Below are 25,044 nucleotides of genomic sequence, written 5' to 3' on the forward strand. Positions count from 1 at the left end.
TTTCGACCTAACTCAGTCAAGGTCAGTGTCTTACATTCAATCAGTGCCTTAGAGGCCAGCATCAAGCTGTTTAATCGTTTTAGGTGAAGTTCTGGGCAGTATTGGTGTAAAGAATGTTGTAGGATATTGGCTTCGCGCATCTTGTTGTCCAAGTGTAGTTTTTAGCGAAACCATTTGATCATGCAACAAGATGCGCTTCCACCCTAATTTGATGATTTATTTGTAAATCATCAGGGGATTCTTCAGAGCTAATCTTACTCCTCGTTCATAAAAGTGGTTTACTCCAAATTTCCATGATTTTTCATCAATTTCTCCTGAAGAGTAACTATCTATAGCATCATAGGCATAAGTTAAATTTTTGGGGCGAATTAAAAGCCATAAGATATCAGTAATTCGAGATTTTAATTCTGGGATTACAATGTGTTTCAATAAGTCCCTTAATAAAGTCAAGTCATTATGTGTTAGGTGTTCTATGCTAAATGACTGATTGAATAGTGGGGCGTATGGTGCATTTATACTGTTTGGTTTGAGTTTTAATGAACTGATAGAACCTAATAGATATAGTATTTTTGCAGATTTTAGATCCCCTTCTTTTTCCGCGCATTCTGCCAATTTATACAACTTGTAATACTGTGAATCGATGATTATATTTTTAGGAATGATTTCAAATTTGAAATTATCAATAAATTCGCTAGATACATCTAGCTCGTCTGCATATTTACGAGTGTCCATTCAAGCAGTCTCTATATTTTTCTATTTATGATCTAGCTAGACTTTATCACAATCTTGCTTTAATCGTATTTAAATAGAAGATACAGTTACTGATAAATTTTTTATTAGCGTATTGGCTGCAGGTTACACCAATCCCCTGCGAAGTTGCTGCGGGGCGTTGGAATAAATTGCGTGAGTCCGGTCATGGATGACCGGCTAGCTTTCGGGGTACAGGATGTACCATCGGAAGCGATAGCAATTTATCCATAAGACCAAGGCTAGTATCTAATGCATGTAACTTCGCTAGGGGCGGCAAGGGAGTTCCAAGAGGGGATTGCTGTTGATCCCCTCTTGGTCGGGTGTGGGTTGAAGACCCACGACTTTAATCTTTTGCTTAAGCAGCAAATAACCTTTGGATAAGCAGATTTACTTAGTGGATGTATCCACAAAAAGTGAAATACGGCGTAACGTAAAAACAAAACCCCAGTAAAAACTGGGGTTTATTATTTAAGCCTATGCTGGCAAAGGTTAGCCAGCCAAGCTAACAAATTATCGCGTTATTTGATAAACGCGAACGCATCACCGTAGAGATGCGCTTCCTCTACACCAATCTCACGGAAAATTTCCCGTGCTGCACCCACCATGTCGAAACGGCCGGCGATATAGATGTCGTAGCCATTTAGGCTGACAAAATCTTGTTTGATTTGCGCTAACAGATTGGCGGTTTTGCCTTGCCAATTAGCGGGAGCTTCTTCGATGACTGGGACGAAGTGTAACCAAGGGTGAGCGTCGTGCCACTCGCGGGCGATGGTTTCAAAGTACATGGCATCTTGGGTGCGACAACCCCAATACAGCATTGTTTCAACCTGTTGGCCGAGGGCGATTTGGTGCTCGATGATACTTTTAATGTAAGAGAAACCTGTGCCGCCGGCGATTAACAGGCGAGGGCGAATGCTTTCGTGACGCAGGTGGGCTTCGCCGCCTGGGGCTTCGATGTCGATAGTGCTGCCATCAATGGCGCAGGCTTTCAGGCGCTCGACCACTTGCATTGGGTAGCTTTCACTCACAGCGGCGCCAATGTGTAATTCGATCAGCTCGGCGTTTGGCGCTGATGCGATAGAGAAGGGGCGTTTATCTTTTTCACCCATGACAACACATAAGTATTGCCCCGCTTGGAAATCGAAGGCGGTTTCAGGCCTTAACAATACTTGATATACGGCATCGTTAAATGGGTTAACTTTCTCTATCTTACAACGTATGGTTTTCATCAAACTTCCTTTGCACCTTTCTTCAACAGTATGTGTCTAGGTGTCGCTTTAGAGGCCTGTTATTGGCCTATTCTCTTGGCTAAAGCCGATACTTGAGTAATGGCTTAAGCTGAATTATAGGGTTGGGCTGTCGTCTATGCCTAACTCATCCCAGATTGAGTCGATCTTTTGTTTTACTTTTGGATCCATCACGATTGGCGTGCCCCATTCGCGGTTGGTTTCACCTTCCCACTTATTGGTGGCATCGAGTCCCATTTTTGAGCCTAAGCCCGCAACGGGTGAAGCAAAATCGAGGTAGTCGATCGGGGTGTTTTCGATCATCACAGTATCGCGTTTAGGGTCCATGCGGGTGGTGATCGCCCAGATCACATCCTGCCAGTCACGACAGTTCACATCTTCATCCACTATGACAATAAACTTAGTGTACATAAATTGGCGCAGGAAAGACCAAGCGCCCATCATCACTCGTTTGGCATGTCCCGGATATTGTTTGCGAATGGAGATCACTGCCATGCGGTACGAACAGCCCTCAGGTGGCAGATAAAAATCAACGATCTCAGGATATTGCTTACGCAAAATCGGCACAAACACTTCGTTTAATGCAACCCCCAGCATGGCGGGCTCATCCGGTGGACGGCCAGTGTAAGTGCTGTGGTAGATGGCATCTTTACGGTGAGTGATGTGAGTAACGGTAAATACTGGAAACTTATCGGTTTCGTTGTAGTAACCCGTGTGATCGCCGTAGGGCCCTTCTTCCGCCAGTTCCTCAGGATCGATATAGCCTTCGAGGATGATTTCACTGGTGGCGGGCACTTCTAAGTCACAGCTTAATGCCTTACAGACTTCGGTACGTTCACCGCGCAGTAAACCGGCAAAAGCGTATTCGCTCATGGAATCGGGGACTGGGGTGACGGCGCCTAGAATGGTCACAGGATCGGCGCCGAGTGCGACCACAACCGGATAACGCTCACCGGGGAATTGTTGTTTAAAATCAGCAAAATCTAACGCGCCGCCACGGTGGGACAACCAGCGCATGATCAGCTTGTTTTTACCCAGTAATTGTTGGCGATAAATGCCTAAATTCTGACGACTCTTACGCGGGCCTTTGGTGATGGTTAAGCCCCAGGTCACTAGTGGTGCGACATCGCCCGGCCAGCAATGCTGAATAGGCAATTGGGTTAAGTCGACCTCATCGCCGGTTTTGATCACTTGTTGGCAAGGCGGATTACGCACTGTCTTTGGCGGCATATTCAAGGCTTGCTTGAACATAGGGATCTTAGCGATCGCGTCTTTAAAACCCCGAGGTGGTTCGGGTTCCTTTAAAAAGGCTAACAGTTCGCCCACTTCGCGCAGGGCTAATGGGTCGTCTTTGCCGAGTGCCATGGCCACACGTTTTGGCGTACCGAACAGGTTTACCAACACGGGCATGTGATGATTTTTGGGATTTTCAAATAATAGCGCAGGGCCTTGAGCGCGTAATACGCGATCGGCGATCTCTGTCATTTCTAAATGAGGATCAACTGGGTAGCTAATGCGTTTGAGTTCGCCATTGGCTTCTAAGTGATCAATAAAGCTGCGTAAATCCTTAAAACTCATGTGGAAATAGCCTCTGCGGTGAAAATCCGTGTGGCGCGCACTATAGCATTTTTCTGTTTTAGGGTTAACCAATTCAGTGATCTTCAAGCTTAGGAAGCGTAAAATGGTTACCAGTAAGTCGCGATAGATCTCGCTTACGCCCTTTATTTCGAGGTTTATATGAATATTCCTGTATGGTTTGCTCAAGAAAAGTGTTTTCAAAGTCAATCACATGGCGCGCATAAGCGGTCGCTAAAGTGCTTGGTTTTATCGCTTGCCGTGGGGATCTCACTTTTGGGGGCGCTCAGTGTGCCGACTGTGGCGGTGGCCGGAAATAGAGGCTATTCGGATCAAGACGAACGCCACGGTCATCGTGATAGCCACAGTCGTGGCGAGAGTCATTACAACAATCGTCATGACAATTATTATGACAACCGCCATGTGCGCAAAGATAATCGCCATTATCGTCCCTATTATCGACCTTATTACCCTTGGGGTTTAGGGCTCGCTACGGGGTGGGGATCGGGTTGGAATGTTGGTTACGGTGTGAACACCCATTGGAACAATGATTGGGGTTGGAATACATCGCGTGACGCCTACGCTCGAAATTACTGGAACTCGCCCTATTCGGGCATAGGTTTGTCGATTCCTATGGCCTACGACGATGAACCTGTGGCCATTTCTGCACCTGTACGGGTAACAACCAGTATGCAGTATTCTGCGAGTGAAGGCCGTATGGTGTCGAGTATGCCTGTAAATATGGCCGGACAATCGACTGGGCAACTGGTGTCGCAAACTAGTAACGGCACAGGCAAAACAGTTGCGACTCCGCGCCCACGCGCACCGCACAGTGTGTCTAGCTTGCCGAGCAATGCTAGGGTTGTGCAGCAGGATGGTCGTACACTTTACGAGTGGCAAGGCACGCTTTACGCCTACGACTGGAACAGTCAAACCTATCAAGAACAGTTAGTCAGATAGATTTACATTACGTAAATGACTGAGAAATTGGAGCCCCTTAGTGGGCTCCAATTTATTTATCATCTTTTATTATCTTTTTATTAGTTATTTATTAGCTAGTTGTCGTTTTATAGCATAACGGAGAAGAGGTTTGGATACTGTTAGAAATCAGGCTGCCCAAAACCAGCATAAGGGCGCCAGTACATTATGGGTGTTACTTGCCTTAGCACTCGGAACATTCGCTTTAGGCACCACAGAATTTGCTTCCATGACCTTAGTGCCTTATATCGCGAGCGATTTAGGGGTAGAGGTTGCCCATGTGAGTTATGCCATTAGTGCCTATGCGTTGGGGGTTGTGGTCGGTTCGCCGATTATCATGGTGCTGGCCGTTAGGGTCAGACGGCGAACACTCTTGATTGCTTTAGCCGGGTTAATGGCGGTGGCCAATGGCTTAAGTGCGTTAGCACCATCATTGAATTGGTTAATCTTTTTTCGTTTTCTCAGCGGCTTGCCCCACGGCGCTTATTTCGGCGTGGCTATGTTGCTCGCTGCCTCTTTAGTGCCGCCAGAAATGAAGGCCCGCGCCGTATCGCGGGTGATTATTGGCCTTACGCTGGCGACGATTATCGGTGTGCCGTTTGCGACTTGGATGGGGCAAACTGTGGGCTGGCGCTCTGGCATTGGCATAGTGGCAATTCTGGCGACCATTACCGCGATAATGGTGTATTTTTTAGCACCTAATCAAGCCGTGCCCGCTGATGCGAGTCCCAAAAAAGAGCTACAAACCCTTAAAAATCGTGAAGTCTGGCTGACGCTCGGTATCGCGGCCATTGGCTTTGGCGGTATCTTCTGCGTGTATACCTATCTGGCTGAAACCTTAATCCAAGTGACGCAAGTCGAGCCGTTTAAGATCCCAATCATGATGGCGGTATTTGGTATTGGCGCAACACTTGGGACCTTAGTGTGTGGCTGGGCGGCGGATAAGTCGGCCTTAGCGGCGGCGTTTTGGTCGTTAGTGTTAAGCACTGTGGTGTTGGCTATTTACCCGAGTTTGACCGGACATTACTGGGCGCTGATGCCCGTGGTATTTTTTGTCGGTTGTGGGTTAGGGCTCGCCACTATTGTGCAAGCCAGATTGATGGATGTTGCACCTGATGGGCAAGCCATGACAGGCGCTTTAGTGCAATGCGCCTTTAATCTTGCCAATGCAATTGGGCCTTGGGTGGGCAGTTTAGTGATACTGTCTGGACAAGGCATTGCCGCGACAGGTTATGCGGCATCTTTGTTGTCATTGGGAGGACTGTTGATGTGGTGGCTGACCCACAGAGAAAGCCGTCGCGTCGTTACTCTAAACACAGCAAACTGCGCCGACTAGCGAGTGCTAAGGAAGAGACGCAGTGGTCATATTCTGCGTCTCGAATCCGCACATTTAGCCCCTTTGTATGGTGATATCGGCGATATAACCATGCTCTGTGGCAACTAAGGCTTGTTTGAGCATGCCTGCCGCTTCATCGGCGGACATAAAGCTTGAGGTATCTAAAGCCTTACCGCTACTGGGCCAAAAGCCTGTGTCCATGCCGCCGGGATACACGGCAATCAACTTCATTGGGCTTTGTTTAAGCTCTAATCGCACCGACTCGATAAATCCCCGCACCGCCCATTTTGCCGCGCAGTAAGTGGATTCTCCCGCCTTGGCGGCCAGTGCTGCGGTGGACATGACCACAACCACAGTGACTGCTTGATCTTTATAGCGTTTCACTAATTCCCGCACTAACAGAATCGTCGAAGTGACATTGTTATTGAGCAGGCTTTGGATATCGCTCGCCCCTTGGGTTTCAATTGCACCAAAGTAGCCGCTGCCCGCGCAATGGATCACGGTTTTAGGGGCTTGCGTTAGGCCATCGAACAGGGCTTCGAGACTCGATTCACTGGCGAGATCGGCGGTGATAGCAGCGATCGTTTTGTTGGAGAAAGGCGTTAATGCATTGGCGACGGTTTGCAGGCGCTCGGCATGGCGACCTGTGAGTGTCAGTGCTTCATTCTCTTTGGCGTAGAGCGATGCGAGCGCCGCGCCTAAACCACTGCTGGCGCCGGTAATTAATATCATAGTGACCTCGGTTAATGCTGTCTTGGTTTGAAAACCGCATCTTAAATCTAAGTGCGCTTCAATTCATGGGAAGGCGAGCGGTTAGATTAAGGTAAATAGTGGCTGATCGAATACCACTTCATCGCCGTCTTTGGCCCAAATAGTGCTGACCACGCCATCGCGCTCGGCTTGGATGGGATTCATCATTCTCATCGCTTCGATAATGCAGATCACTTCACCTTGGCTCACACGTTGACCGACTTTAACCAGCGGCACATCATCGAGTTCTGCCGCCGCGTAAAAAGTGCCGACCATAGGTGAGACTTGTAAAAAACCTTCTGTACTTGGCGAAATGCCTGTCTGCTTTGCCTGTTCATTCAAAGGCGCCACAGGTGCTCTGGGGATCGCTTGCTGTGATTGCACATTGGCTGGCATAGGGCTGTAGCGGGTGATGCGAATTGATTCTTCACCTTCGGTGATCGCCAGTTCTGCTATGTCAGATTCTTGTACTAACTCAATGAGTTTTTTAATTTTACGAAGATCCATTGCCATTTATCTGCCCTTGCAAAGCACGCTATTGAATAGAATTTACTGTGGCTGGTTGAGCCGCTTAATGGCCGCCGCCAGCGCAAACTCATAACCCTGTGAACCGAAACCGCAAATCACACCTATCGCCTTATCGGAAAAATAGGAATGGTGGCGAAAGGCTTCACGGGCGTGCACATTGGATAAATGCACTTCAAAAAAAGGAATTGCCACCCCAAGCAAGGCATCACGCAGGGCGACGCTGGTGTGGGTAAAGGCGGCGGGATTGATAATAATCATCTGGGCATCGGTTGCATGAATCGCATTGATTAGCTCAAATTCGGCGTTGGACTGAATATGCTCGAGCTCAACTCCCGCCAACTTTGCCTGCTGATTTAACTCCGCCACTATGTCGGCTAAGGTTTGATGACCGTAAACGCTGGGCTCGCGGCGGCCTAAGAGGTTGAGATTGGGGCCATTGACGAGCAAAATTTTGTGACTCATTGCGCTTTCCTTTACGACATGCCTTGGGATTAATGCTGGGATTAAAGTTGGAAAAATTTATTTCAGTTTTTTACATAGGCCACTAACTTAACCTGTTCAAATCGATTTTGCATTATCCGTTAGTCGATTGTGTGCGAGCTGATCATGTGCGAGCCGATTATACCTTTGGCATCTTGTGCCATTGTTGGCTGGGTTCAACTGCGGTTATTTCTCTGGTACTGAGTTAGCAATTGCCTAAGTTGGCTGTCAGTTGAGTTAATTGTCACCTAAGTTAACTGTCACCTAAGTTAATAGTCACTCTTCTGCTGACGCATGGCCTTAGTGGCACCTTTTTGTTTCTTGGTCTCTAATCGCCGCGTTTGGCTGCCTTTAGTGGCGCGGGTGGGGATGCGTTTTTTCTGTACTTCACCGACACTGGCAACCAAGGCGATAAATTGCTCCAAGGCGGTTTGGCGGTTAGCATCTTGGCTTCGGCTCGCTTGGCATTTGATAATGATTTTGCCGCTTTTAGTGATGCGGTGATCGGCCTTGTTGAGCAAACGTTCTTGGTAAAACTCGGGTAATGATGAGCTTTTAATATCAAAAATCAGCTGCGCAGCGGTGGACACTTTATTTAAGTGCTGGCCGCCTGCACCACTCGAACGGATAAATTGCCACTCGATTTCATTTTCCTGAAGTTCCACACGGTTTGAGATTTTTATCATGGCAAACTTAGGCATTTTTCAGCATGGATTGAGAAGCCATCAATAATGACTTATGGCTTTCCAATAGATTTGTTATCATCGGGCGCATTCTTTGCCGCTGCATTGGCTAAAGCCATTGCCTGCAAAAGTGTTCTCGATTCGGAGTGCCTCTATGTTATGCCAAATCCCCGATATTGCTAAGGGTGTTATCAGTCTTTTTGCCAGTGGCCGACTATCCTCCACCGATTATCGGACCCGTTTACAGCCTGCGATTAAGAGTTATCGTAAGGATTGGGGCCAAGTTTGCCTGTATATTGAGGCGGATGTGTTACTCGAAGGCTGGGAATTTGAGTCGCTGACTGGTAGTGGTGAAGTCCAGTTACCGAATTTTGAAGCCTTAGTGTTTGTGGGCGGCCCTGATTGGGTAGGAAATGCGGTGCGCTTACTCGGGCCTTTTATGCAGGGCGAAGTGGCTTGGTTTCCACTCGAACAGAAAGCCAAAGCTATTGCTTGGATCACTAAGCGTTCGAATATTTAATGGTCTAATTTAGGCCATATTTACAAGGAATTAAGTATGTCATTATTGAAATCGCGCTCTTTTTCTTCACTGACAGTTTCTAAGGTCAGTGCGATTGCGTTAGTGTTGGCATTTACCGCTGGACTGAGTGCCTGCGCGCCAGAAGTGGGCAGTGATGCTTGGTGTAAACAGATGAAAAATAAACCGTCTGGCGATTGGACTGCTAACGAAGCCGCTGATTATGCTAAGCACTGTGTATTTAAATAAGTGCTGTGTATTTAAATAAGTGCAGTGTATTTAAATAAGCACTGAGTGTTTAAGTCAGCGTTAGCCTTTAGAGATCACAGCTTGAAAGACTTTGCTTGCGAGCTGTGAACTTATGTTTATCATACGGGTCAGATGTTCCGTTATCCGTTATCCGTTATCCGTTATCCGTTATCCGTTATCCGTTATTTGCTATAGGTGATATTTGAATTCTACCGCTAAGCCATTTTTTACTCGAATGGTGACCCTACTGATAGCCATTATCGTGCTGCAATTTGCCGGCGCGAATTTGGGTGCGCATCAATTACATGCGGGCAATGGTGCGGAAGAAGCTGAGAATCATCCCCATCTGCAATTTAGTGCTCAAGTGACCACTTTGGCCCAATGTGTCGATTGCGTTTGTCCAAGCGAGCAAGCCTTCGGTTTTGCGGACTCCACGGGTGAAAACCAAAGCAGCGGATTTCATTCCCACTTAGTTAAAACCACTGAAATACAAGATTTTGACCTATGCCTCGACTGCCAATGCCATGGCGGTCATGTGGCACTGTTATCTCAGGCAGTGAGTCAGCCTGTACAGGCGTTAGAAAGCGTCTATCTGCCTACCGATGTATCCTATTTTCCGCCTGAAAATTTACCTAAATACCGCCCTCCTATCGCTTAATTCTCCAATATTCGGCTTATTTCTCGGCCTAGGACGATTGATTCATCTGATTGGATCTCATTCTATTTTGCCGTGTGATAAGCCCGTTATGTTCATCCCCCAAAAGATACGCTTGAACTGATGCTCGCAGCGTTAACTGTTGGAGCCGTCATTGGCTTTTTAGCCGTTACTGTATTGCTTGGCGGGATGATTCGATCGGCGCTTATTTGCCATGCCCAGAACGATATGATTGCTTTGCATTGAGCTATTTAAATGAAGCTCACATTTAGCCGTTTCGCTTTGGGCGCAAAAGCCAGCCGATCCACATTCGATATTGTTAGGATTTGCGATGAAAAAAACGATTCTCGCCCGTACTTTAGTTTGTCTATTTAGATCGGGCTTGTTTAGCTGTGGGTTAGTATTGGCCGCCGGATTGGTAGCCTTTGCCCTCGCGGCAGAAAATGACTCTCTTGAAGTCAACGTCCTTGAAGTCAAGGTCCTTGAAACCAAAGCCTCTGAAGCTAATGCCCCTGAAATCAAAGCCGCTGAAGTTGAGGCATTTAAGGCGCAATCACTGGGCTTACCCGCCAAAGAAACCGACACGGCACATGTCAACTTTGGCCAATGGTTGCCTGAGTTACTCACACAGTTCAATCAGTTACCTGAAGTTCAGGCACAGCTTGTAAGGCAGCAACAGGCCAAACTGGCCATTCAGGCGGCAGATCGCGCTGTGTATAACCCAGAACTTGGGCTTAATTATCAAAATGCTGATACAGATGCTTATAGCTTAGGGCTGAGTCAAACCCTCGATTGGGGTGACAAGCGCGGCGTGGCGACACAGCGTGCCGAGCTTGAAGCGCAAATCCTTTTAGCAGACATAGGGTTAGAGCGTAGCCAAATGTTGGCCGAACGCTTACTGGCCTTGGCAGAACAGGCGCAAAGCCGTAAGGCGCTGACCTTTGCCGAGCAGCAATTAAGGTTCACCAAGGCGCAGCTCAATATTGCTGAGCAGCGATTGGCGGCGGGGGATTTGTCTAACGTCGAGCTGCAATTGATACAACTCGAAGTCGCCTCTAATACTGCCGACTACGCCTTAGCCGAGCAGGTGGTCTTAGTGGCCGATGGCAAAGTAATTGAATTACTTGGGGATAATAATTTCGCTTTTAGTGAGTTTATCAAAGAGATCCATTTCTTTGTGACTCAGGCTAAGCAAGCGCCAGCGGCCGAGTTGGGCACCTCTACATCAGCCTTGCCAGCACTGGCGAGTGCTTATCAGCAAGTGCTGCTCGCCAGAGTTAATGTCATGCAAGTCAAAGCGGAAGCTTCGGCTGACCCGACTATTAGCCTAGGCGCTGAAAAGGAGGGCACGGACAATAAGCTCGGTGTCGGCGTGTCGATTCCTCTACAAGTTCGCAATAACTACAGTGAGTTGCAAGCCGTAGCCGATAAGGGCATCGCTATCGCGGAGCAAGGCTATCTTGCCCGTGAGCGAGTGCTTACCGCTAAGCAGAAACAATTCCTCTATGCGTTACCGCGTTTACTCGAACGTTACCAAGACTGGCGTGAGTTAGTGCAAGTGTCAGGTGCTAAAGCCGCTAAATCCTTAAGCCAACAATGGCAGGCGGGGGATGTGAGTACTAGCGAGTACTTACAGAGCCGTCGTCAGTTAGCCGCCAGTTATTTGGTGGGCTTAAACCTAGAAACGGCTATCTATCAAAGTTGGTTAACTTGGATGGGCGAAAGCGGCCAGCTTATGCCTTTTATCGAAAAGCTCATTATAGAAAAGCTAAATGCAGTCCCTTCGATAACATCTAATGCCGCCGCACGCACAGTAAACCCATGAGGTCACAATAATGAATTCAAATACTCACCACGAAAATATCCTTCAACTGGATGCTGTAGCGACGCCTGAAAAGCGTCGGTTTAACCTATCAAAAATCGCGCTCGCATTATTCGTGCTGAGCACGCTGGCCTTTCTCGCTCAGCCTGTATTGGCTGGCGGTGATCACGCACCCATCGCTAAGGAAAGCGGCGATTCGGTAACGCAAACGGCGCCGGCGGATGAACACGGCGAACAGGCGCTGAAATTGACCGAAGCGCAGCAAGCCTTGGCGGGGATTAGCTTGTTACCTTTGTCGAGCGATAGCTTGAACCTAGCCAATTTGAATCTCGATATTAGGGCGACGGCGACCTTAGTGGTGGATCGCGATCGAACCGCGACCCTTGCGCCGCAGCTCGATGTGCGTGTGTTGGCGCGCCATGTGGTGCCGGGACAAGAAGTGAAAAAAGGTGAGCCTTTACTTACCTTGGGTGGCGCAGCCGTTGCGCAGGCACAGGCGGACTACATTAATGCCGCTGCCGAATGGAGTCGAGTCAAACGCATGAGTGAAGGTGCAGTTAGCGTCAGTCGGCGGATGCAGGCGCAGGTGGATGCCGAACTTAAACGGGCGATTTTAGAGGCCATTAAGATGACGCCCGCGCAAATTCGTGCACTGGAATCGACGCCTGAAGCCATAGGCAGTTATCAACTCTTAGCGCCAATTGACGGCCGAGTGCAGCAGGATATCGCCATGCTAGGTCAAGTTTTTAGCGCGGGCACACCCTTAATGCAACTGACCGATGAATCCTATTTATGGGTTGAGGCGCAGTTAACCCCAACTCAAACTACGCATATCCAGGTTGGCAGTTCAGCTTTAGTGCAAGTAGGGGATAAGACGTTGGCAGGTAAGATAATCGGTCGCTCCCATGAACTCGACAGCGTAACGCGCACCGAGCAAGTGCTGGTGAGTATGCCCAATCCTGATCATGTGTTGCATTCGGGGCAATTTGCCGAACTTTACTTTGCTGGCTCTACTACCGATCCAAACGGCAGTGGCATAGTGCTGCCCGATGCAGCGTTGACCCGTGGCGGCGATGGCGATTGGCAGATTTTTATTCAAGATGAGGATGGCTTCGAGTCCATTGAGGTAGAAGTGGTGCAGCGTCAACGTGGTCTGAGTCTAGTGCGTGGACCTGAGCTTGAAAAAGCCCAACAGGCACAGCTCAAGGTTGTGGTGGCTGGCGCGTTCTTCTTGGCATCCGAGCAGGCGAAAGCGGGCTTTGATATTCACGCCCACTAATATGAGCGCCCTTATTTTGGAGATTTTCTATGTTGCAAAAGTTAATCGAAGCCGCGATTAAAAATCGGCTGTTAGTGGTATTGGCTCTGCTCGCCGTGATTGTGGGCTGTGTGGCCATGTTACCTAAGTTGAATCTCGATGCCTTTCCTGATGTGACTAACGTGCAAGTGACCATCAATACAGCGGCCGAAGGCTTAGCTGCAGAAGAGGTGGAAAAACTTATCAGTTATCCGGTGGAATCGGCCATGTACGCCTTGCCAGCCGTGACTGAGGTGCGCTCGTTATCGCGCACTGGCTTGTCGATTGTGACTGTGGTATTTGCCGAGGGGACGGATATTTACTTCGCCCGTCAGCAAGTGTTTGAACAGTTGCAGGCGGCGCGGGAGATGATCCCAAGCGGCGTCGGAGTGCCTGAAATCGGCCCGAATACCTCGGGATTAGGGCAGATTTATCAGTATATTCTGCGCGCAGAACCTAACTCTGGCATTAATGCCGCCGAGCTGCGTAGCTTAAATGATTATCTGGTGAAGTTGATATTGATGCCCGTGGGCGGCGTGACTGAAGTCTTGTCTTTTGGTGGCGATGTGCGCCAATACCAAGTGCAGGTCGACCCGAATAAACTGCGTGCCTATGGCTTGTCTATGGCGCAGGTGACCGAAGCGCTAGAGAGCAATAACCGCAACGCTGGCGGTTGGTTTATGGACCAAGGCCAAGAGCAACTTGTGGTGCGCGGCTATGGTATGTTGCCCGCAGGAGACGCGGGATTAGCGGCGATCGCGCAGATCCCTCTGACTGAAGCCAGGGGTACGCCAGTGCGTATTGGCGATATCGCTCAGGTGGATTTCGGCAGCGAGATCCGTGTCGGGGCTGTGACTATGACGCGCCGCGATGAATCTGGCCAAGTGCAAAATCTCGGTGAAGTGGTGGCTGGTGTCGTGCTCAAACGCATGGGGGCAAACACTAAGGCGACGATTGACGATATTGGTGCGCGGGTGAGCCTTATTGAGCAGGCATTGCCCGATGGCGTGTCCTTTGAGGTGTTTTACGACCAAGCGGATCTGGTCGATAAGGCTGTGACGACAGTGCGCGATGCGCTGCTAATGGCCTTTGTGTTTATCGTGGTGATCTTGGCGTTGTTCCTCGTCAATATCCGCGCGACCTTGCTGGTGCTGCTGTCGATTCCAGTGTCTATCGGGCTCGCACTTATGGTGATGTCCTATTATGGTTTGTCGGCAAACCTGATGTCGCTCGGCGGTTTAGCTGTGGCGATTGGTATGTTAGTCGATGGCTCTGTGGTGATGGTGGAGAATATTTTCAAACACTTAACTCAACCGGATCGCCGCCATTTACCTGAGGCGAGGGCGCGCGCCGATGGTGAGGATGATCCCTATCACAGTGAGGAGGATGGCGCTAAAGCCAGTGGTGATGTCAGCGAATCGAATATGGTTATTCGGATAATGCTCGCGGCAAAAGAGGTATGTAGTCCAATCTTCTTCGCCACCGCCATTATTATCGTCGTATTTGCACCGTTATTTGCCCTCGAAGGCGTTGAAGGCAAACTGTTCCAGCCGATGGCGGTCAGTATTATTTTGGCTATGATGTCGGCGCTGCTGGTGGCGCTGATTGCCGTGCCAGCCCTTGCTGTTTATCTGTTTAAGCACGGTGTGCTGCTTAAACAAAGTGTGATTTTAGCGCCACTGGATGCCGCTTATCGCAAGTTACTGACGGCAACGCTTGCTAGGCCAAAGGTGGTGATGCTCAGCGCCTTGGTGATGTTCGGCTTGAGTCTATTATTGCTACCAAGGCTGGGTACCGAATTTGTGCCTGAACTGGAGGAAGGCACGATTAACTTGAGGGTGACGCTGGCACCAACGGCGAGTTTAGGGACTTCGCTCCAAGTCGCACCTAAGCTTGAGGCTATTTTGCTAGCATTTCCCGAGGTGGAATATGCCCTGAGCCGCATTGGTGCGCCTGAACTGGGCGGCGATCCTGAGCCTGTGAGTAATATTGAAGTCTATATTGGCTTAAAACCGATAGCAGAGTGGCAGTCGGCAAGCTCGCGCTTGGAACTGCAACGCTTGATGGAGGAAAAGCTCAGTGTGTTCCCCGGACTCTTGTTGACCTTTTCGCAGCCGATTGCGACTCGGGTAGATGAATTACTTTCGGGGGTAAAAGCCCAGCTAGCGATTAAAATCTTCGGCCCTGATTTAGCTGTATTATCACAGAAAGGCCAAGCACTTACCGATCTCGTTGCGAAAATCCCCGGCGCCGTGGATGTGTCGCTTGAGCAAGTGAGCGGTGAGGCACAATTAGTCGTGCGCCCCAAACGCGAGCTATTGGCGCGTTACGGCATCAGTGTCGATCAAGTGATGAGCCTCGTCAGCCAAGGCATTGGCGGCGCGAGTGCAGGGCAAGTGATCGATGGCAATGCCAGATACGACATCAATGTGCGACTCGCGGCCGAGTTTCGCCAAAGCCCTGATGCGATTAAAGACTTATTACTCAGTGGTACAAATGGCGCCACAGTGCGCTTAGGGGAAGTCGCCAGCGTCGAAGTGGAAATGGCGCCGCCGAATATTCGCCGTGACGATGTGCAGCGCCGTGTTGTGGTGCAGGCCAACGTGGCGGGGCGCGATATGGGCTCGGTTGTAAAAGATATTTATGCCCTAGTGCCAAAGGCGGATTTGCCAGCGGGATATACAGTGATCATTGGCGGCCAATATGAGAATCAGCAGCGAGCGCAGCAAAAGTTGATGCTAGTGGTGCCGATTTCTATCGCCTTGATAGCCTTGTTGTTGTACTTATCCTTTGGTTCATTCAAGCAAGTGTTGCTCATCATGGCGAACGTGCCCTTAGCTTTGATTGGCGGCATAGTGGCCCTGTATGTCAGTGGTACTTATTTATCTGTGCCTAGCTCTATTGGCTTTATCACTCTATTTGGGGTGGCTGTGCTCAACGGTGTGGTGCTGGTGGATTCGATTAATCAGCGCAGGCAAAGCGGCGAAGCACTCTATGATTGTGTTTATGAGGGCACTGTGGGGCGTTTACGGCCGGTATTGATGACGGCACTCACCTCGGCCTTAGGCTTGATCCCGATTTTATTATCATCGGGCGTCGGCAGTGAGATCCAAAAGCCCTTGGCAGTGGTGATTATCGGTGGCTTGTTTAGCTCGACGGCGCTGACCTTACTCGTCTTGCCGACCTTGTATCGCTGGCTGTATCGCGGCGATAAGCGCATTGATGAGCTCGGTTAATCACAAGAAAGCCGTCATCGTGGGCAATAACTTGTTATGTTTCGGGTTATTGCCTTCGTTGTAGACAGGGTTATCACATTGACTAAAACTCTAAAAATCAGTGAGCTAAAGAGTGATAGATGGGCTAGTCTTAGAGTCGACATTAAGGACATTCATTTCTGGAGAACATTATGATTGCGGTAATTTTTGAAGTCATCCCGACAAAGGAAGGGAAGGAAGAGTATCTGCACGTGGCGGCTGAAATGCGCCAATATTTAGAAGGTCGTACGGGGCTGATCTCGATCGAACGTTTTCAGAGCTTAACCGACGATGGCAAAGTACTGAGCCTGTCGTTCTGGGAGGACCAAGCCTCTATTACCCAATGGCGCAATCAGATGGCCCACAGTATTGCCGAGCAAACGGGTATAGTGCCTTGTTTGTTTAACTCTTATCGCATTCGGGTGGCAGAAGTAGTGCAAGATTACAGTGAAACTGTGCATGTTGAAGCTGAGTAATCACTTATCTCGCTGATGTAAAAACAAAACCCATCTCTAGAGATGGGTTTTTTATGCGTGACACTTAAGTTTGAGATTATTTTTCTTGTTGAGCTTTCAATAGATCGCGGATTTCAGACAGCAACTCTTCTTCTTTGGTCGGTGCTGGTGGCGCTTTAGGCGCATCTTCTTCCTTGCGTTTTAGGGTGTTAATGGCTTTTAAACCCATAAAAATGGCGAAGGCGATAATCGTAAAGTCGATAATAGTTTGAATGAATTTGCCATAGGCAATGACCACAGAAGGCGCATCGCCTTGAGCTGCTTGTAGCACTATGCTCAAATCACTAAAATTCACACCACCTAGGATGATACCAATCGGTGGCATGATGACATCGGCCACGAAGGACGAGACGATTTTGCCGAATGCGGCACCTATGATGATACCAACGGCCATGTCGATCACATTGCCACGGGACGCAAAAGCCTTGAACTCTTTAATTAAGCTCATTAGGTTTCCTCCAAAATTGAGATTAAATGTTAAATTTTATTGTGCAAACTGTATCAGGAAAACCTAAGGTCTTTTGCAGCCTGTTACCTTGCCAAGCTTATAGGGGCTTATGGATTAAGGCAATTCTGACATAGAGGATTTATCCTCAAGGCAATGATTTACACTTTACAAAGTAACAATTGTTACTTTTTTGGGCATTCGATTTATTCATCTAGATCGGCATGGCCGATAAAATCAGGGACTTCTAAGACTTGCGATCCCCAACGTTTAAATAGGGAGCTATAGATGAATTCGATAAAGACGCGGTATTTTCGCGGTAGATACGCCCGCTGTGGATAGCTAAGCACTACCTTAGTTTGCACCATTGGATAGTCATCTAGTAGCGGGATTAAATCGCCTTTTTCTAATGCGACTTGGGCTATGATGGATGGCACCGCTGTGATCCCAAGCCCCGCTATGGCGGCCTCGCGAGCGAGGGTGACATTGTTTACTGTCAGTTGAGTCTTGGGCTCGGCGACAATCCAAGTTTTGCCATCGAATAATTTCCACGCACCTTCGATATGCGCCGACTGCAAGCGAATCGCTTTATGTTTGGCTAGGTCCTGTGGCACCTTGGGCGTTCCATGGGCAGCTAAATAAGCTGGGCTTGCCATGAGCGATTTATGGGCGTTGACTAAGGCATAGCTTTGCAAGCGAGTGTCACCCGAATCGGCAATTTGAAATAACAGATCTATGCCTTCTTCTATGACATCAACCTTTCGATTGGTGAGTTCAGCCTCTATGGTGATTTCGGGATAAAGCGTTAAAAACTGCGCGAAAATCGGCCCTAAAAACAATTGGCCTAATTCAATTGGGCAGACAATTTTTAGATTGCCTTTAATCAATTGCTGTTGGGCGCTGAGCTGATTTTCGGCGCTCTGTAGATCGGTGAGGATCTTATTGATCCTATTGTAATAACTCGATCCCGCCTCGGTGAGTTTTAGGGCTCTGGTGGTGCGAAATAACAGTTGTGTGCCGGTATCGGCTTCGAGCTCGGCTATCTTGCGACTGACCGTTGCCTTAGTGATCCCAAGGGCTTTGGCGGCACCCGTAAAGCTGCCTTGCTCGACGACTTGAGCGAAAATTTGCACGCGATTGAGATCTATCATTGTTACACCTGTGAAACAGTGGGTTGATTTTTTACTGGCTAATAAACTTGGTGAGACAGTAGTACACTAGATATCACTAATCAAGGAGTCATTCATGTCCAAAAGTAAACTCATTATCGCCGTTCCACTGTTACTCGCTGCGGTTGCGGGAGGCGGTTATTACTGGTGGACACAGGTACGTTTTATTGAAACCACGGATAACGCTTATGTTGAGGCCGATATTTCCCATATCAGCGTTAAAGTGCCCGGTTACGTTGTGTTAAGCGATGTGACCGATAACCAGCATGTGCAAAAGGGTGAGCTATTAGCTCAGCTCGAAGATAACCAATTTAGCGCCAAAGTGAGCCAAGCCGAAGCCTCACTGGCAAGTTCGAAGGCGGACTTGCAAACCTTAGCCGCTAAGGTGGAGTTGCAACGCGCGTTAATCACCCAAGCCAGCGCAGGCGTGGTGGCGGCAAAGGCCGATAAAATACGTGCACAGCAACAATTGAGTCGCTCGAAAAAGCTTAAAGTCAGTAATTACAGCTCCCAAGATGATGTCGATCAACTGCAAGCGGGATTCGATTCTGCCGCCGCCCGTCTCGATGAAGCTCAAGCCGTGTTAGTGGCAAAGCAACGCGAGTTAGCGGTTTTTAATGCCCAATTAGATCAGGCAGGTTCTGTGGTAGAACAGGCCGATGCGACCTTAGAATTGGCGAAAATTCAATTAAATGATACCCGTGTGACCGCACCTTTTTCTGGGGTGATTGGTAAACGTGGCGCTATGGTGGGGCAGTACGTGCAGCCCGGCCAAGCACTCTACAGTTTGGTTCCGGATGGGGCTGTGTGGATCACGGCGAACTTTAAAGAGACCCAGATCCAACATATGCAACCAGGACAGTCGGTGCAGGTCAGTCTCGATGCGTTTCCCGACAAAACCTTTATAGGTGTTATCGATAGTCTGTCACCGGCGTCCGGAGCCAAATTCAGTTTACTGCCGGCGGAAAACGCCACAGGTAACTTCACTAAAATCGTCCAACGTATTCCCGTGCGTATTCGCTTAGATTTGTCTGAGGAAGAAGCACACATGCTACCGGGCTTAAGTGCGGTCGTGAAAGTGGATACGGCGTCGGGTACTGCAATATCGGCAATCGCTGCAAATACAGGTCGTTAGTATGAGCGCAACTGGCTCTATCACTGCGTCTGCCGATATGGAGGCGCAGGGCATCAGTGTACCTAGAAAGCCTACCGATTATGAGCGTGGCAGTCGCCGCTCATGGATTGCGGTATTTGGTGGGTTGATCGGCGCCTTTATGGCGATCCTCGATATCCAAATCACCAATGCATCGATGAAGGAGATTCAAGGCAGTCTTGGGGCAACGCTCGAAGAAGGCAGTTGGATTTCAACCGCGTATCTGGTGGCGGAAATGATCGCGATCCCGCTCTCTGGCTGGCTCAGTACAGGATTGTCGGTCAGGCGTTATCTGTTATGGACCACGGCTGCTTTTATCTTTGCTTCTGTGCTTTGTTCTATGGCGTGGAACTTAGAGGCAATGATCGCCTTTCGGGCGCTACAGGGCTTCTTTGGCGGTGCGCTTATTCCGCTGGCCTTTAGGCTTATCCTTGAGTTTTTACCCGATAACAAGCGTGCCGTCGGCATGGCATTATTTGGCGTGACGGCGACCTTTGCGCCTTCAATCGGCCCGACCTTAGGCGGTTGGTTGACTGAGCAATTTAGCTGGCATTATCTGTTTTATATCAATGTGCCACCGGGCTTGTTGGTGATGGCCATGTTGGCCTACGGTTTAGAAAAACAGTCGGTCGTTTGGGATAAGCTGAAGAATGTCGATCTGGCGGGCATAGTCACTATGGCGCTGGGCATGGGTTGCCTTGAAGTGGTGCTTGAAGAAGGTAACCGCAAGGATTGGTTTGGCTCGGAACTCATTCGTAATCTGGCCATTATTGCCGCCGTGAATTTGGTGTTGTTTGTTTGGATCCAGCTAAGGCGTAAAGAACCGTTAGTGAATTTGCGCCTGCTCGGTAAGCGTGATTTTGTGCTCTCCACCGTGGCGTATTTTTTACTGGGGATGGCACTATTCGGCGCTATTTATTTGATCCCGCTTTATCTATCACAAGTCCATGATTACACACCGTTAGAGATTGGTGGCGTGATTATGTGGATGGGATTTCCGCAGTTATTGGTCTTGCCCTTAGTGCCGAAATTGATGGAGCGCTTCGATAGTCGATATCTCGCCGCCTTTGGCTTTTTAATGTTCGCCATTAGCTATTACATGAATAGCCAGATGACCGCAGATTATGCCGGACCGCAGATGATCGCTTCGCAAGTAGTACGGGCATTAGGTCAGCCTTTTATTCTGGTGCCAATTGGAATGCTTGCGACCATGCATTTAAAACCCCATGAAAATGCCTCGGCATCGACGGTATTAAACGTGATGCGTAACTTAGGTGGTGCTTTTGGTATCGCACTGGTAGCGACCCTGACTGACACTTTGTCGCGCGGGCATTTGGCTCATATTAAGGAATCTTTACCCGCAGTGAGCACGCAAGCACAGGATTATTTAACCCAAAGCGCAAGTATGTTGCAGGCGGGAGGTTCAGATCCCTATACCGCCGCCGCGCAGGCGAAAGCTTTGCTGGGCAAAACCATGAGTCAGCAAGCCTATATTCAGGCCTATAACGATGTGTTTTACATCATGGGCGCTCTGCTACTCATCGCCGTATTCGCTGTGCTGCTGATCCGTAAACCGACAGGGCCAGTGGCCCACGATGCCATGGTCGAGTAATAACGTTTTTCGTTATCCTGTTGTCGCCATAGATTTCCCCAGATCTATTGGTTTGCGCAACAGCTTTGCGCCTTAGTCCTCACGGATTAAGGCGCTTTTTTATGGTCTTTATGCTGTGGTAGACTCAAAGCTCTTTTTCGATGATTTGCAGAGGGATATCGTTTGCAGTGGCAAAATCTTACATTTAATCAATTAAATGCCAATAGGCTATACGACATATTGAAGCTAAGAGTCGATGTGTTTGTGGTAGAGCAGGCCTGTGCGTATCCAGAGCTTGACGATAAGGATAGGCATCCAGAAACCCAGCATTTGATCGGTTTATCGCCAGACGGGGAACTGCTTGCCTACGCGCGTATTTTGCCGCCGGGATTGAGTTATCCAGAGGCGAGTATCGGTCGTGTGGTGGTATCGCCAGCGGGACGAGGCAAAGGGCTAGCCATGCCTTTAATGCAGCACGCCATTGAATCGGCATTGACGACTTGGCCCGATGCGGGGATCCAAATCGGTGCTCAAGATTACCTCAAAGCTTTCTATCAAAAACTCGGCTTTGTCGCCTGCTCTGAGATGTATTTAGAAGATGGTATTCCCCATTTAGATATGCGCTACCAATCAGCATAAGCGGCTATCAATATGAGTTATCTACATCAATTATCAACATAAGCGATCAACAAAAGCTTGGCACATAAACATTCAACATTAAGCCAATAAGGAACTGAGATGTCGACTTCAACGGACTATAAAATCAATCAACAGCAAATTGCCTGCGTGGCGAGTTTTCTGGCTAAAGAGGGCAAAACCGAAGCACTAATAGCTGCGCTCGCGAGCCTTATTCCCGATACGCGCCGCGAAGCGGGTTGTATTCGTTACGAACTCAATGTGAGCCGTGATGAACCACGCCGCGTGACGTTTGTAGAGAAGTTTGTCGATATTGCCGCCTTTGATGAGCACTGCGCTAAAGATGCAATTCAACACTATTTCCACCAAGTGATGCCCGAATTAGTCGAGTCATACCATGTGGAAACCTATCATCAAGTCATCGTTTAAGTTTTTACCGTCATATCGCTTAATAAAGCTATATCGTCAGCAGAAGGTATTAATTTACATTGGTTTTGCAGGTTATAGCATTGTATCAGGAGATTTTATTAGTTAGTTTATTTACACGGCAATAACAAATTGCTAAACAATAATTAACTCATGGATGTATACAATGCTAAAAAAATGGACAATGACACTTATCCCCCTTGCTCTTCTCGGTTTAAGCGGTTGTGCATCGACAAATAATGCTGACTCTAACACTTCCGAAAATAAAGTTACCAAGGAGTGTAACAAAGTCACATCTACTGGTTCCAATATAGGACGTTGCAAGAAATAACATCTCGCACCTTTAGTCTATAAGTATGCTCTACTTGATCTGCGCACAAAGCTAGCTTGTTTCGTGTAACTGGATAAGTCACTTCTAAGCGTCTTGTCCGATATCAGCTGAAGCTTATTTACTCCTAAAATGCCTGATGCGCCCTATCGGGCGTTTTTTATTTTAACGGCGGCACTACTTAAGCGCCGCGGGAATAAAGTCATCTGTGATGCTCCTCGATTGCTTAGGCGGCATCGCGTTATCGCAGCAACATGCAGTTAATTCGGCTACGCTAATGAATACTGCCCAGCCGGATTATCTCTCTACTTTAGTAGTGATTTTACTCTTAGGCACAGAGCGAATGGACGCGGTATTTGGCGGGCAATTTCAGTTGCCGGATCAAATGGGTTTGTTCCAAGAAATGCATACTTTATTGGATCATTTTGAATTAGAACAGACGATATTTAGATCAGACCATGCCTCTAATTACCTAGTGCTCAAGCGCGTATTAGGTAAGGATAAGGCGAAATTGCTGGCTTAAGTTGCATTTGTCATCAATGTACCGAGTAGTTATCTAAGACAAGAATGACAACCTAGACTTTGATTGTATGACTTCACTGGGATTAATAAAGTTGTCTTGCGACTTTACTTAATTGAACCCATTCGAACTTCATCGCAGAGTGAGTTTTATATCCATTTCAATCTAAAAAGCCGAGTGGTTTATCACTCGGCTTTTAATATATCTTAGATATCGCTTTATTTAGTGAAAAACACTAATGTCCAAGGGACTACGTATGCTTGGAGTACTGTGATCACGCCAATGAAAGTACAGAAAAATAGACTGTGCTTTAGCGTAAAGCGGAAAAGATCTGATTCTTTACCCGCCAATCCCGTTGCAGCGCAAGCAACGGCAATAGATTGTGGCGAAATCATTTTGCCCGTTACTCCTCCCGTAGTGTTTGCGGCGACTAATAACTCCGGTGTTACACCTATTTGGTTTGCTGTATTGGCTTGCAGCGCGCCAAATAGGGCATTTGATGAGGTGTCTGAACCTGTTAAAAACACACCTAACCAACCTAAGAATGGTGAGAAGAAGGGGAATGCTACGCCAGTGCCAGCGAGCACGAGTGCTAAGGTTGAAGATAGACCTGAATAGTTAGCGACAAAGGCAAATGCTAATACTAATCCAATCGACAATATCGGGAATTTTAATTCAATTAAAGTGTCTTTAAAGGATGTCAGTGCATTACTTACTGACATTTTAAGGACCGCAATTGAGATCATTGCTGCGATTAAAATTGCTGTTCCAACAGCGCCTAATAAATTAAGTTTATATATTGCTGCATAAGGGGTTTCCTTAGCGACAATAGGTGCACTTTTGATAACGAGATTATGTAAGTAAGGTACTTCAATACTGATAGTGGCAAAACTTAATGCCAGTTGTACATCTTTAAGACTCCACAGGGTTACAATCGCCGTGAGAATAATAAAGGGAGACCATGCTTTAAATATCTGGCTATTAGAAAAAGTAGATTTAGGGGTAGTAACTCTTTGTTTCATGCCTGAGAAAGTGAATATTTCTTTTGGTTGCCAGACCTTTAGAAATAATGTTAAACAAATTAGACTGACTAACGCCGAAGTAATATCGGGTAATTCGGGGCCGATAAAGTTTGAGGTCAAAAATTGGGTAATCGCAAATGAAACGCCTGCTACTAATGTTGCGGGCCAAGTTTGACGTATTCCCCTGATGCCATCCATCATTGCGATGAGCCAGAAGGGGACAATAATCGATAAAATTGGCAACTGACGGCCAGCGAGTTGTCCAATATGGAATGGGTCTAGTGATGAAACCTGACCCGCTACGATAATTGGGATACCCATAGCTCCAAAGGCGACGGGTGCCGTATTTGCGATTAAGCAAAGTCCTGCTGCATACAATGGATTGAATCCAAGCCCGACAAGTAACGCAGCTGTAATAGCAACAGGTGCACCAAAACCCGCTGCACCTTCGAGGAAGGCTCCAAATGAAAAGCCAACCAATAGCATTTGTAATCGTTGATCTTCCGTGACTGAGATGACTGACGAGCGAATAACCTCAAATTGACCTGTTTTAACGGTGATTTTATATAAAAATACTGCGGTAATAATAATCCAAGCAATTGGCCATAGCCCATAACTAAAACCATATATAGCAGAAGCAAGCGCGATACTAATAGGCATTTTGTAGGCGAGTATCGCGACTGCTAAGGCAATTAATAAGGTTAATGCCCCAGCGATATAGCCTTTAAGTTTTAACACAGTTAAGGCTAGGAAGAAAAACACAATAGGCAGTAAAGCAACCATTGCGGTTAGCCACAAGCTACCGAGTGGCGTGTATGTTTGGGTCCAGGTCATAGGGAAGTTTCCGTATTGTTATAATATGTTGATAAATCGTGTCGCAGCCGCAACATAGCAGATACTAGTGTTTAGTGATGTAGGATCAATCTTAAATGTTGTAATAAGTGATATGCGTCACGAGATGTGTGGATAAATGATGACGGGGAAATACCTAAATAATAATCAAGTAAAATATTGATTGTTTTAGCTATATTCACCAAACATCTAATTTAGGTTGTATTAATATTTGTTGTGTTATCAAGATTATTTTTTGTGAGTTGTGAAATTAACTAAAGTATTGT

Annotated in this window: 23 protein-coding genes and 2 pseudogenes; 14 read left to right on the forward strand and 11 right to left on the reverse strand. The window is 47.8% G+C overall.

Translation table 11 applies throughout. The features are described 5' to 3' along the window. The 4 genes and pseudogenes from L5M17_RS04070 to ubiD form a co-directional block, all read right to left on the reverse strand. A pseudogene (locus L5M17_RS04070) lies at window positions 1-140 on the reverse strand (IS4 family transposase); the annotation flags it as partial. Window positions 141-216: 76 nt separating this feature from the next. After that, on the reverse strand, window positions 217-732 hold the full coding sequence (locus L5M17_RS04075) for a hypothetical protein (protein WP_263145408.1): 516 nt from the start codon (window positions 730-732) through the stop codon (window positions 217-219). A 536-nt stretch (window positions 733-1,268) separates the two neighbouring features. After that, window positions 1,269-1,979, reverse strand: coding sequence for an NAD(P)H-flavin reductase (fre, locus tag L5M17_RS04080; RefSeq protein ID WP_063883664.1), 711 nt, complete (start codon window positions 1,977-1,979; stop codon window positions 1,269-1,271). A gap of 114 nt (window positions 1,980-2,093) precedes the next feature. Continuing rightward, a complete protein-coding gene (gene ubiD, locus L5M17_RS04085) occupies window positions 2,094-3,575 on the reverse strand; it encodes a 4-hydroxy-3-polyprenylbenzoate decarboxylase (protein ID WP_263145412.1) in 1,482 nt (493 codons plus the stop codon). A gap of 159 nt (window positions 3,576-3,734) precedes the next feature. On the opposite strand from ubiD, the gene L5M17_RS04090 reads away from it, so the two are divergent. Together L5M17_RS04090 and L5M17_RS04095 are read left to right on the forward strand one after the other, a co-directional pair. Beyond that, the gene (locus tag L5M17_RS04090) at window positions 3,735-4,532 is read left to right on the forward strand and encodes a hypothetical protein (protein WP_263145414.1); all 798 of its coding nucleotides are present in this window, start codon (window positions 3,735-3,737) and stop codon (window positions 4,530-4,532) included. A gap of 130 nt (window positions 4,533-4,662) precedes the next feature. Then, window positions 4,663-5,886, forward strand: coding sequence for an MFS transporter (locus tag L5M17_RS04095; RefSeq protein WP_168827296.1), 1,224 nt, complete (start codon window positions 4,663-4,665; stop codon window positions 5,884-5,886). 54 nt (window positions 5,887-5,940) lie between these two features. Here the strand turns inward: L5M17_RS04095 and L5M17_RS04100 are convergent, their stop codons facing one another. From L5M17_RS04100 to arfB, 4 genes are all read right to left on the reverse strand, one after another. Continuing rightward, window positions 5,941-6,618 (reverse strand): SDR family NAD(P)-dependent oxidoreductase, encoded by a 678-nt coding sequence (locus tag L5M17_RS04100; protein ID WP_263145418.1) that lies wholly within the window; start codon window positions 6,616-6,618, stop codon window positions 5,941-5,943. An 81-nt stretch (window positions 6,619-6,699) separates the two neighbouring features. Continuing rightward, a complete protein-coding gene (accB, locus tag L5M17_RS04105) occupies window positions 6,700-7,149 on the reverse strand; it encodes an acetyl-CoA carboxylase biotin carboxyl carrier protein (protein WP_263145420.1) in 450 nt (149 codons plus the stop codon). A 36-nt stretch (window positions 7,150-7,185) separates the two neighbouring features. Then, window positions 7,186-7,626 (reverse strand): type II 3-dehydroquinate dehydratase, encoded by a 441-nt coding sequence (gene aroQ / locus L5M17_RS04110; RefSeq protein ID WP_028759381.1) that lies wholly within the window; start codon window positions 7,624-7,626, stop codon window positions 7,186-7,188. Window positions 7,627-7,913: 287 nt separating this feature from the next. Continuing rightward, window positions 7,914-8,345 carry an alternative ribosome rescue aminoacyl-tRNA hydrolase ArfB gene (gene arfB, locus L5M17_RS04115; RefSeq protein WP_011787977.1) on the reverse strand — a complete coding sequence of 144 codons (432 nt, stop codon included), beginning with the start codon at window positions 8,343-8,345 and terminating at the stop codon, window positions 7,914-7,916. 136 nt (window positions 8,346-8,481) lie between these two features. On the opposite strand from arfB, the gene L5M17_RS04120 reads away from it, so the two are divergent. From L5M17_RS04120 to L5M17_RS04150, 7 genes are all read left to right on the forward strand, one after another. Continuing rightward, window positions 8,482-8,847 carry an STAS/SEC14 domain-containing protein gene (locus L5M17_RS04120; protein ID WP_105250333.1) on the forward strand — a complete coding sequence of 122 codons (366 nt, stop codon included), beginning with the start codon at window positions 8,482-8,484 and terminating at the stop codon, window positions 8,845-8,847. A 36-nt stretch (window positions 8,848-8,883) separates the two neighbouring features. After that, entirely contained in the window at window positions 8,884-9,093 is a 210-nt protein-coding gene (locus L5M17_RS04125) for a DUF3012 domain-containing protein (RefSeq protein ID WP_113939200.1), read from the forward strand. Between the two features lie 235 nt (window positions 9,094-9,328). Continuing rightward, window positions 9,329-9,751, forward strand: coding sequence for a hypothetical protein (locus tag L5M17_RS04130; RefSeq protein ID WP_263145655.1), 423 nt, complete (start codon window positions 9,329-9,331; stop codon window positions 9,749-9,751). A gap of 328 nt (window positions 9,752-10,079) precedes the next feature. Continuing rightward, window positions 10,080-11,573, forward strand: a complete 1,494-nt coding sequence (locus tag L5M17_RS04135) for a TolC family protein (protein ID WP_263145425.1) — start codon at window positions 10,080-10,082, stop codon at window positions 11,571-11,573. A gap of 10 nt (window positions 11,574-11,583) precedes the next feature. Next, window positions 11,584-12,849 (forward strand): efflux RND transporter periplasmic adaptor subunit, encoded by a 1,266-nt coding sequence (locus tag L5M17_RS04140; protein ID WP_263145428.1) that lies wholly within the window; start codon window positions 11,584-11,586, stop codon window positions 12,847-12,849. Window positions 12,850-12,878: 29 nt separating this feature from the next. After that, entirely contained in the window at window positions 12,879-16,103 is a 3,225-nt protein-coding gene (locus L5M17_RS04145; protein WP_263145431.1) for an efflux RND transporter permease subunit, read from the forward strand. Between the two features lie 170 nt (window positions 16,104-16,273). Further along, window positions 16,274-16,597: an antibiotic biosynthesis monooxygenase family protein gene (locus tag L5M17_RS04150; protein ID WP_113939195.1), complete on the forward strand. Its 324-nt coding sequence runs from the start codon at window positions 16,274-16,276 to the stop codon at window positions 16,595-16,597. Window positions 16,598-16,673: 76 nt separating this feature from the next. On the opposite strand, the gene mscL is transcribed toward L5M17_RS04150, so the two are convergent. Together mscL and L5M17_RS04160 are read right to left on the reverse strand one after the other, a co-directional pair. After that, window positions 16,674-17,084: a large-conductance mechanosensitive channel protein MscL gene (mscL, locus tag L5M17_RS04155; RefSeq protein ID WP_105250328.1), complete on the reverse strand. Its 411-nt coding sequence runs from the start codon at window positions 17,082-17,084 to the stop codon at window positions 16,674-16,676. A gap of 203 nt (window positions 17,085-17,287) precedes the next feature. Next, window positions 17,288-18,232 (reverse strand): LysR family transcriptional regulator, encoded by a 945-nt coding sequence (locus L5M17_RS04160; RefSeq protein WP_263145434.1) that lies wholly within the window; start codon window positions 18,230-18,232, stop codon window positions 17,288-17,290. Between the two features lie 94 nt (window positions 18,233-18,326). Here L5M17_RS04160 and L5M17_RS04165 point away from each other — a divergent pair, with 94 nt between their 5' ends. The 5 genes and pseudogenes from L5M17_RS04165 to L5M17_RS04185 all read left to right on the forward strand — a co-directional run. Next, window positions 18,327-19,385, forward strand: coding sequence for an HlyD family secretion protein (locus L5M17_RS04165; protein ID WP_263145437.1), 1,059 nt, complete (start codon window positions 18,327-18,329; stop codon window positions 19,383-19,385). Between the two features lies 1 nt (window position 19,386). Continuing rightward, window positions 19,387-21,015, forward strand: coding sequence for a DHA2 family efflux MFS transporter permease subunit (locus L5M17_RS04170; protein ID WP_263145440.1), 1,629 nt, complete (start codon window positions 19,387-19,389; stop codon window positions 21,013-21,015). Window positions 21,016-21,177: 162 nt separating this feature from the next. Next, window positions 21,178-21,633, forward strand: coding sequence for a GNAT family N-acetyltransferase (locus L5M17_RS04175; RefSeq protein WP_131524255.1), 456 nt, complete (start codon window positions 21,178-21,180; stop codon window positions 21,631-21,633). A 99-nt stretch (window positions 21,634-21,732) separates the two neighbouring features. Further along, a complete protein-coding gene (locus L5M17_RS04180) occupies window positions 21,733-22,059 on the forward strand; it encodes a putative quinol monooxygenase (protein ID WP_263145443.1) in 327 nt (108 codons plus the stop codon). A 506-nt stretch (window positions 22,060-22,565) separates the two neighbouring features. After that, window positions 22,566-22,907, forward strand: a pseudogene (locus tag L5M17_RS04185) (radical SAM protein); the annotation flags it as partial. A 215-nt stretch (window positions 22,908-23,122) separates the two neighbouring features. Here L5M17_RS04185 and L5M17_RS04190 read toward each other — a convergent pair. Then, window positions 23,123-24,760, reverse strand: a complete 1,638-nt coding sequence (locus L5M17_RS04190) for a lactate permease LctP family transporter (RefSeq protein ID WP_263145446.1) — start codon at window positions 24,758-24,760, stop codon at window positions 23,123-23,125. Window positions 24,761-25,044: the final 284 nt, after the last annotated feature.

This window comes from Shewanella sp. SW24 (assembly GCF_025653395.1).
Lineage (GTDB): Bacteria > Pseudomonadota > Gammaproteobacteria > Enterobacterales > Shewanellaceae > Shewanella > Shewanella oncorhynchi.

Coding starts and splice junctions, on each gene's coding strand:
- L5M17_RS04075 (WP_263145408.1), bottom strand. CDS start 732: ATGGACACTCGTAAATATGCAGACGAGCTAGATGTATCTAGCGAATTT.
- fre (WP_063883664.1), bottom strand. CDS start 1,979: ATGAAAACCATACGTTGTAAGATAGAGAAAGTTAACCCATTTAACGAT.
- ubiD (WP_263145412.1), bottom strand. CDS start 3,575: ATGAGTTTTAAGGATTTACGCAGCTTTATTGATCACTTAGAAGCCAAT.
- L5M17_RS04090 (WP_263145414.1), top strand. CDS start 3,735: ATGAATATTCCTGTATGGTTTGCTCAAGAAAAGTGTTTTCAAAGTCAA.
- L5M17_RS04100 (WP_263145418.1), bottom strand. CDS start 6,618: ATGATATTAATTACCGGCGCCAGCAGTGGTTTAGGCGCGGCGCTCGCA.
- accB (WP_263145420.1), bottom strand. CDS start 7,149: ATGGCAATGGATCTTCGTAAAATTAAAAAACTCATTGAGTTAGTACAA.
- aroQ (WP_028759381.1), bottom strand. CDS start 7,626: ATGAGTCACAAAATTTTGCTCGTCAATGGCCCCAATCTCAACCTCTTA.
- arfB (WP_011787977.1), bottom strand. CDS start 8,345: ATGCCTAAGTTTGCCATGATAAAAATCTCAAACCGTGTGGAACTTCAG.
- L5M17_RS04120 (WP_105250333.1), top strand. CDS start 8,482: ATGTTATGCCAAATCCCCGATATTGCTAAGGGTGTTATCAGTCTTTTT.
- L5M17_RS04125 (WP_113939200.1), top strand. CDS start 8,884: ATGTCATTATTGAAATCGCGCTCTTTTTCTTCACTGACAGTTTCTAAG.
- L5M17_RS04130 (WP_263145655.1), top strand. CDS start 9,329: ATGGTGACCCTACTGATAGCCATTATCGTGCTGCAATTTGCCGGCGCG.
- L5M17_RS04135 (WP_263145425.1), top strand. CDS start 10,080: ATGAAAAAAACGATTCTCGCCCGTACTTTAGTTTGTCTATTTAGATCG.
- L5M17_RS04140 (WP_263145428.1), top strand. CDS start 11,584: ATGAATTCAAATACTCACCACGAAAATATCCTTCAACTGGATGCTGTA.
- L5M17_RS04145 (WP_263145431.1), top strand. CDS start 12,879: ATGTTGCAAAAGTTAATCGAAGCCGCGATTAAAAATCGGCTGTTAGTG.
- L5M17_RS04150 (WP_113939195.1), top strand. CDS start 16,274: ATGATTGCGGTAATTTTTGAAGTCATCCCGACAAAGGAAGGGAAGGAA.
- mscL (WP_105250328.1), bottom strand. CDS start 17,084: ATGAGCTTAATTAAAGAGTTCAAGGCTTTTGCGTCCCGTGGCAATGTG.
- L5M17_RS04160 (WP_263145434.1), bottom strand. CDS start 18,232: ATGATAGATCTCAATCGCGTGCAAATTTTCGCTCAAGTCGTCGAGCAA.
- L5M17_RS04165 (WP_263145437.1), top strand. CDS start 18,327: ATGTCCAAAAGTAAACTCATTATCGCCGTTCCACTGTTACTCGCTGCG.
- L5M17_RS04170 (WP_263145440.1), top strand. CDS start 19,387: ATGAGCGCAACTGGCTCTATCACTGCGTCTGCCGATATGGAGGCGCAG.
- L5M17_RS04180 (WP_263145443.1), top strand. CDS start 21,733: ATGTCGACTTCAACGGACTATAAAATCAATCAACAGCAAATTGCCTGC.
- L5M17_RS04190 (WP_263145446.1), bottom strand. CDS start 24,760: ATGACCTGGACCCAAACATACACGCCACTCGGTAGCTTGTGGCTAACC.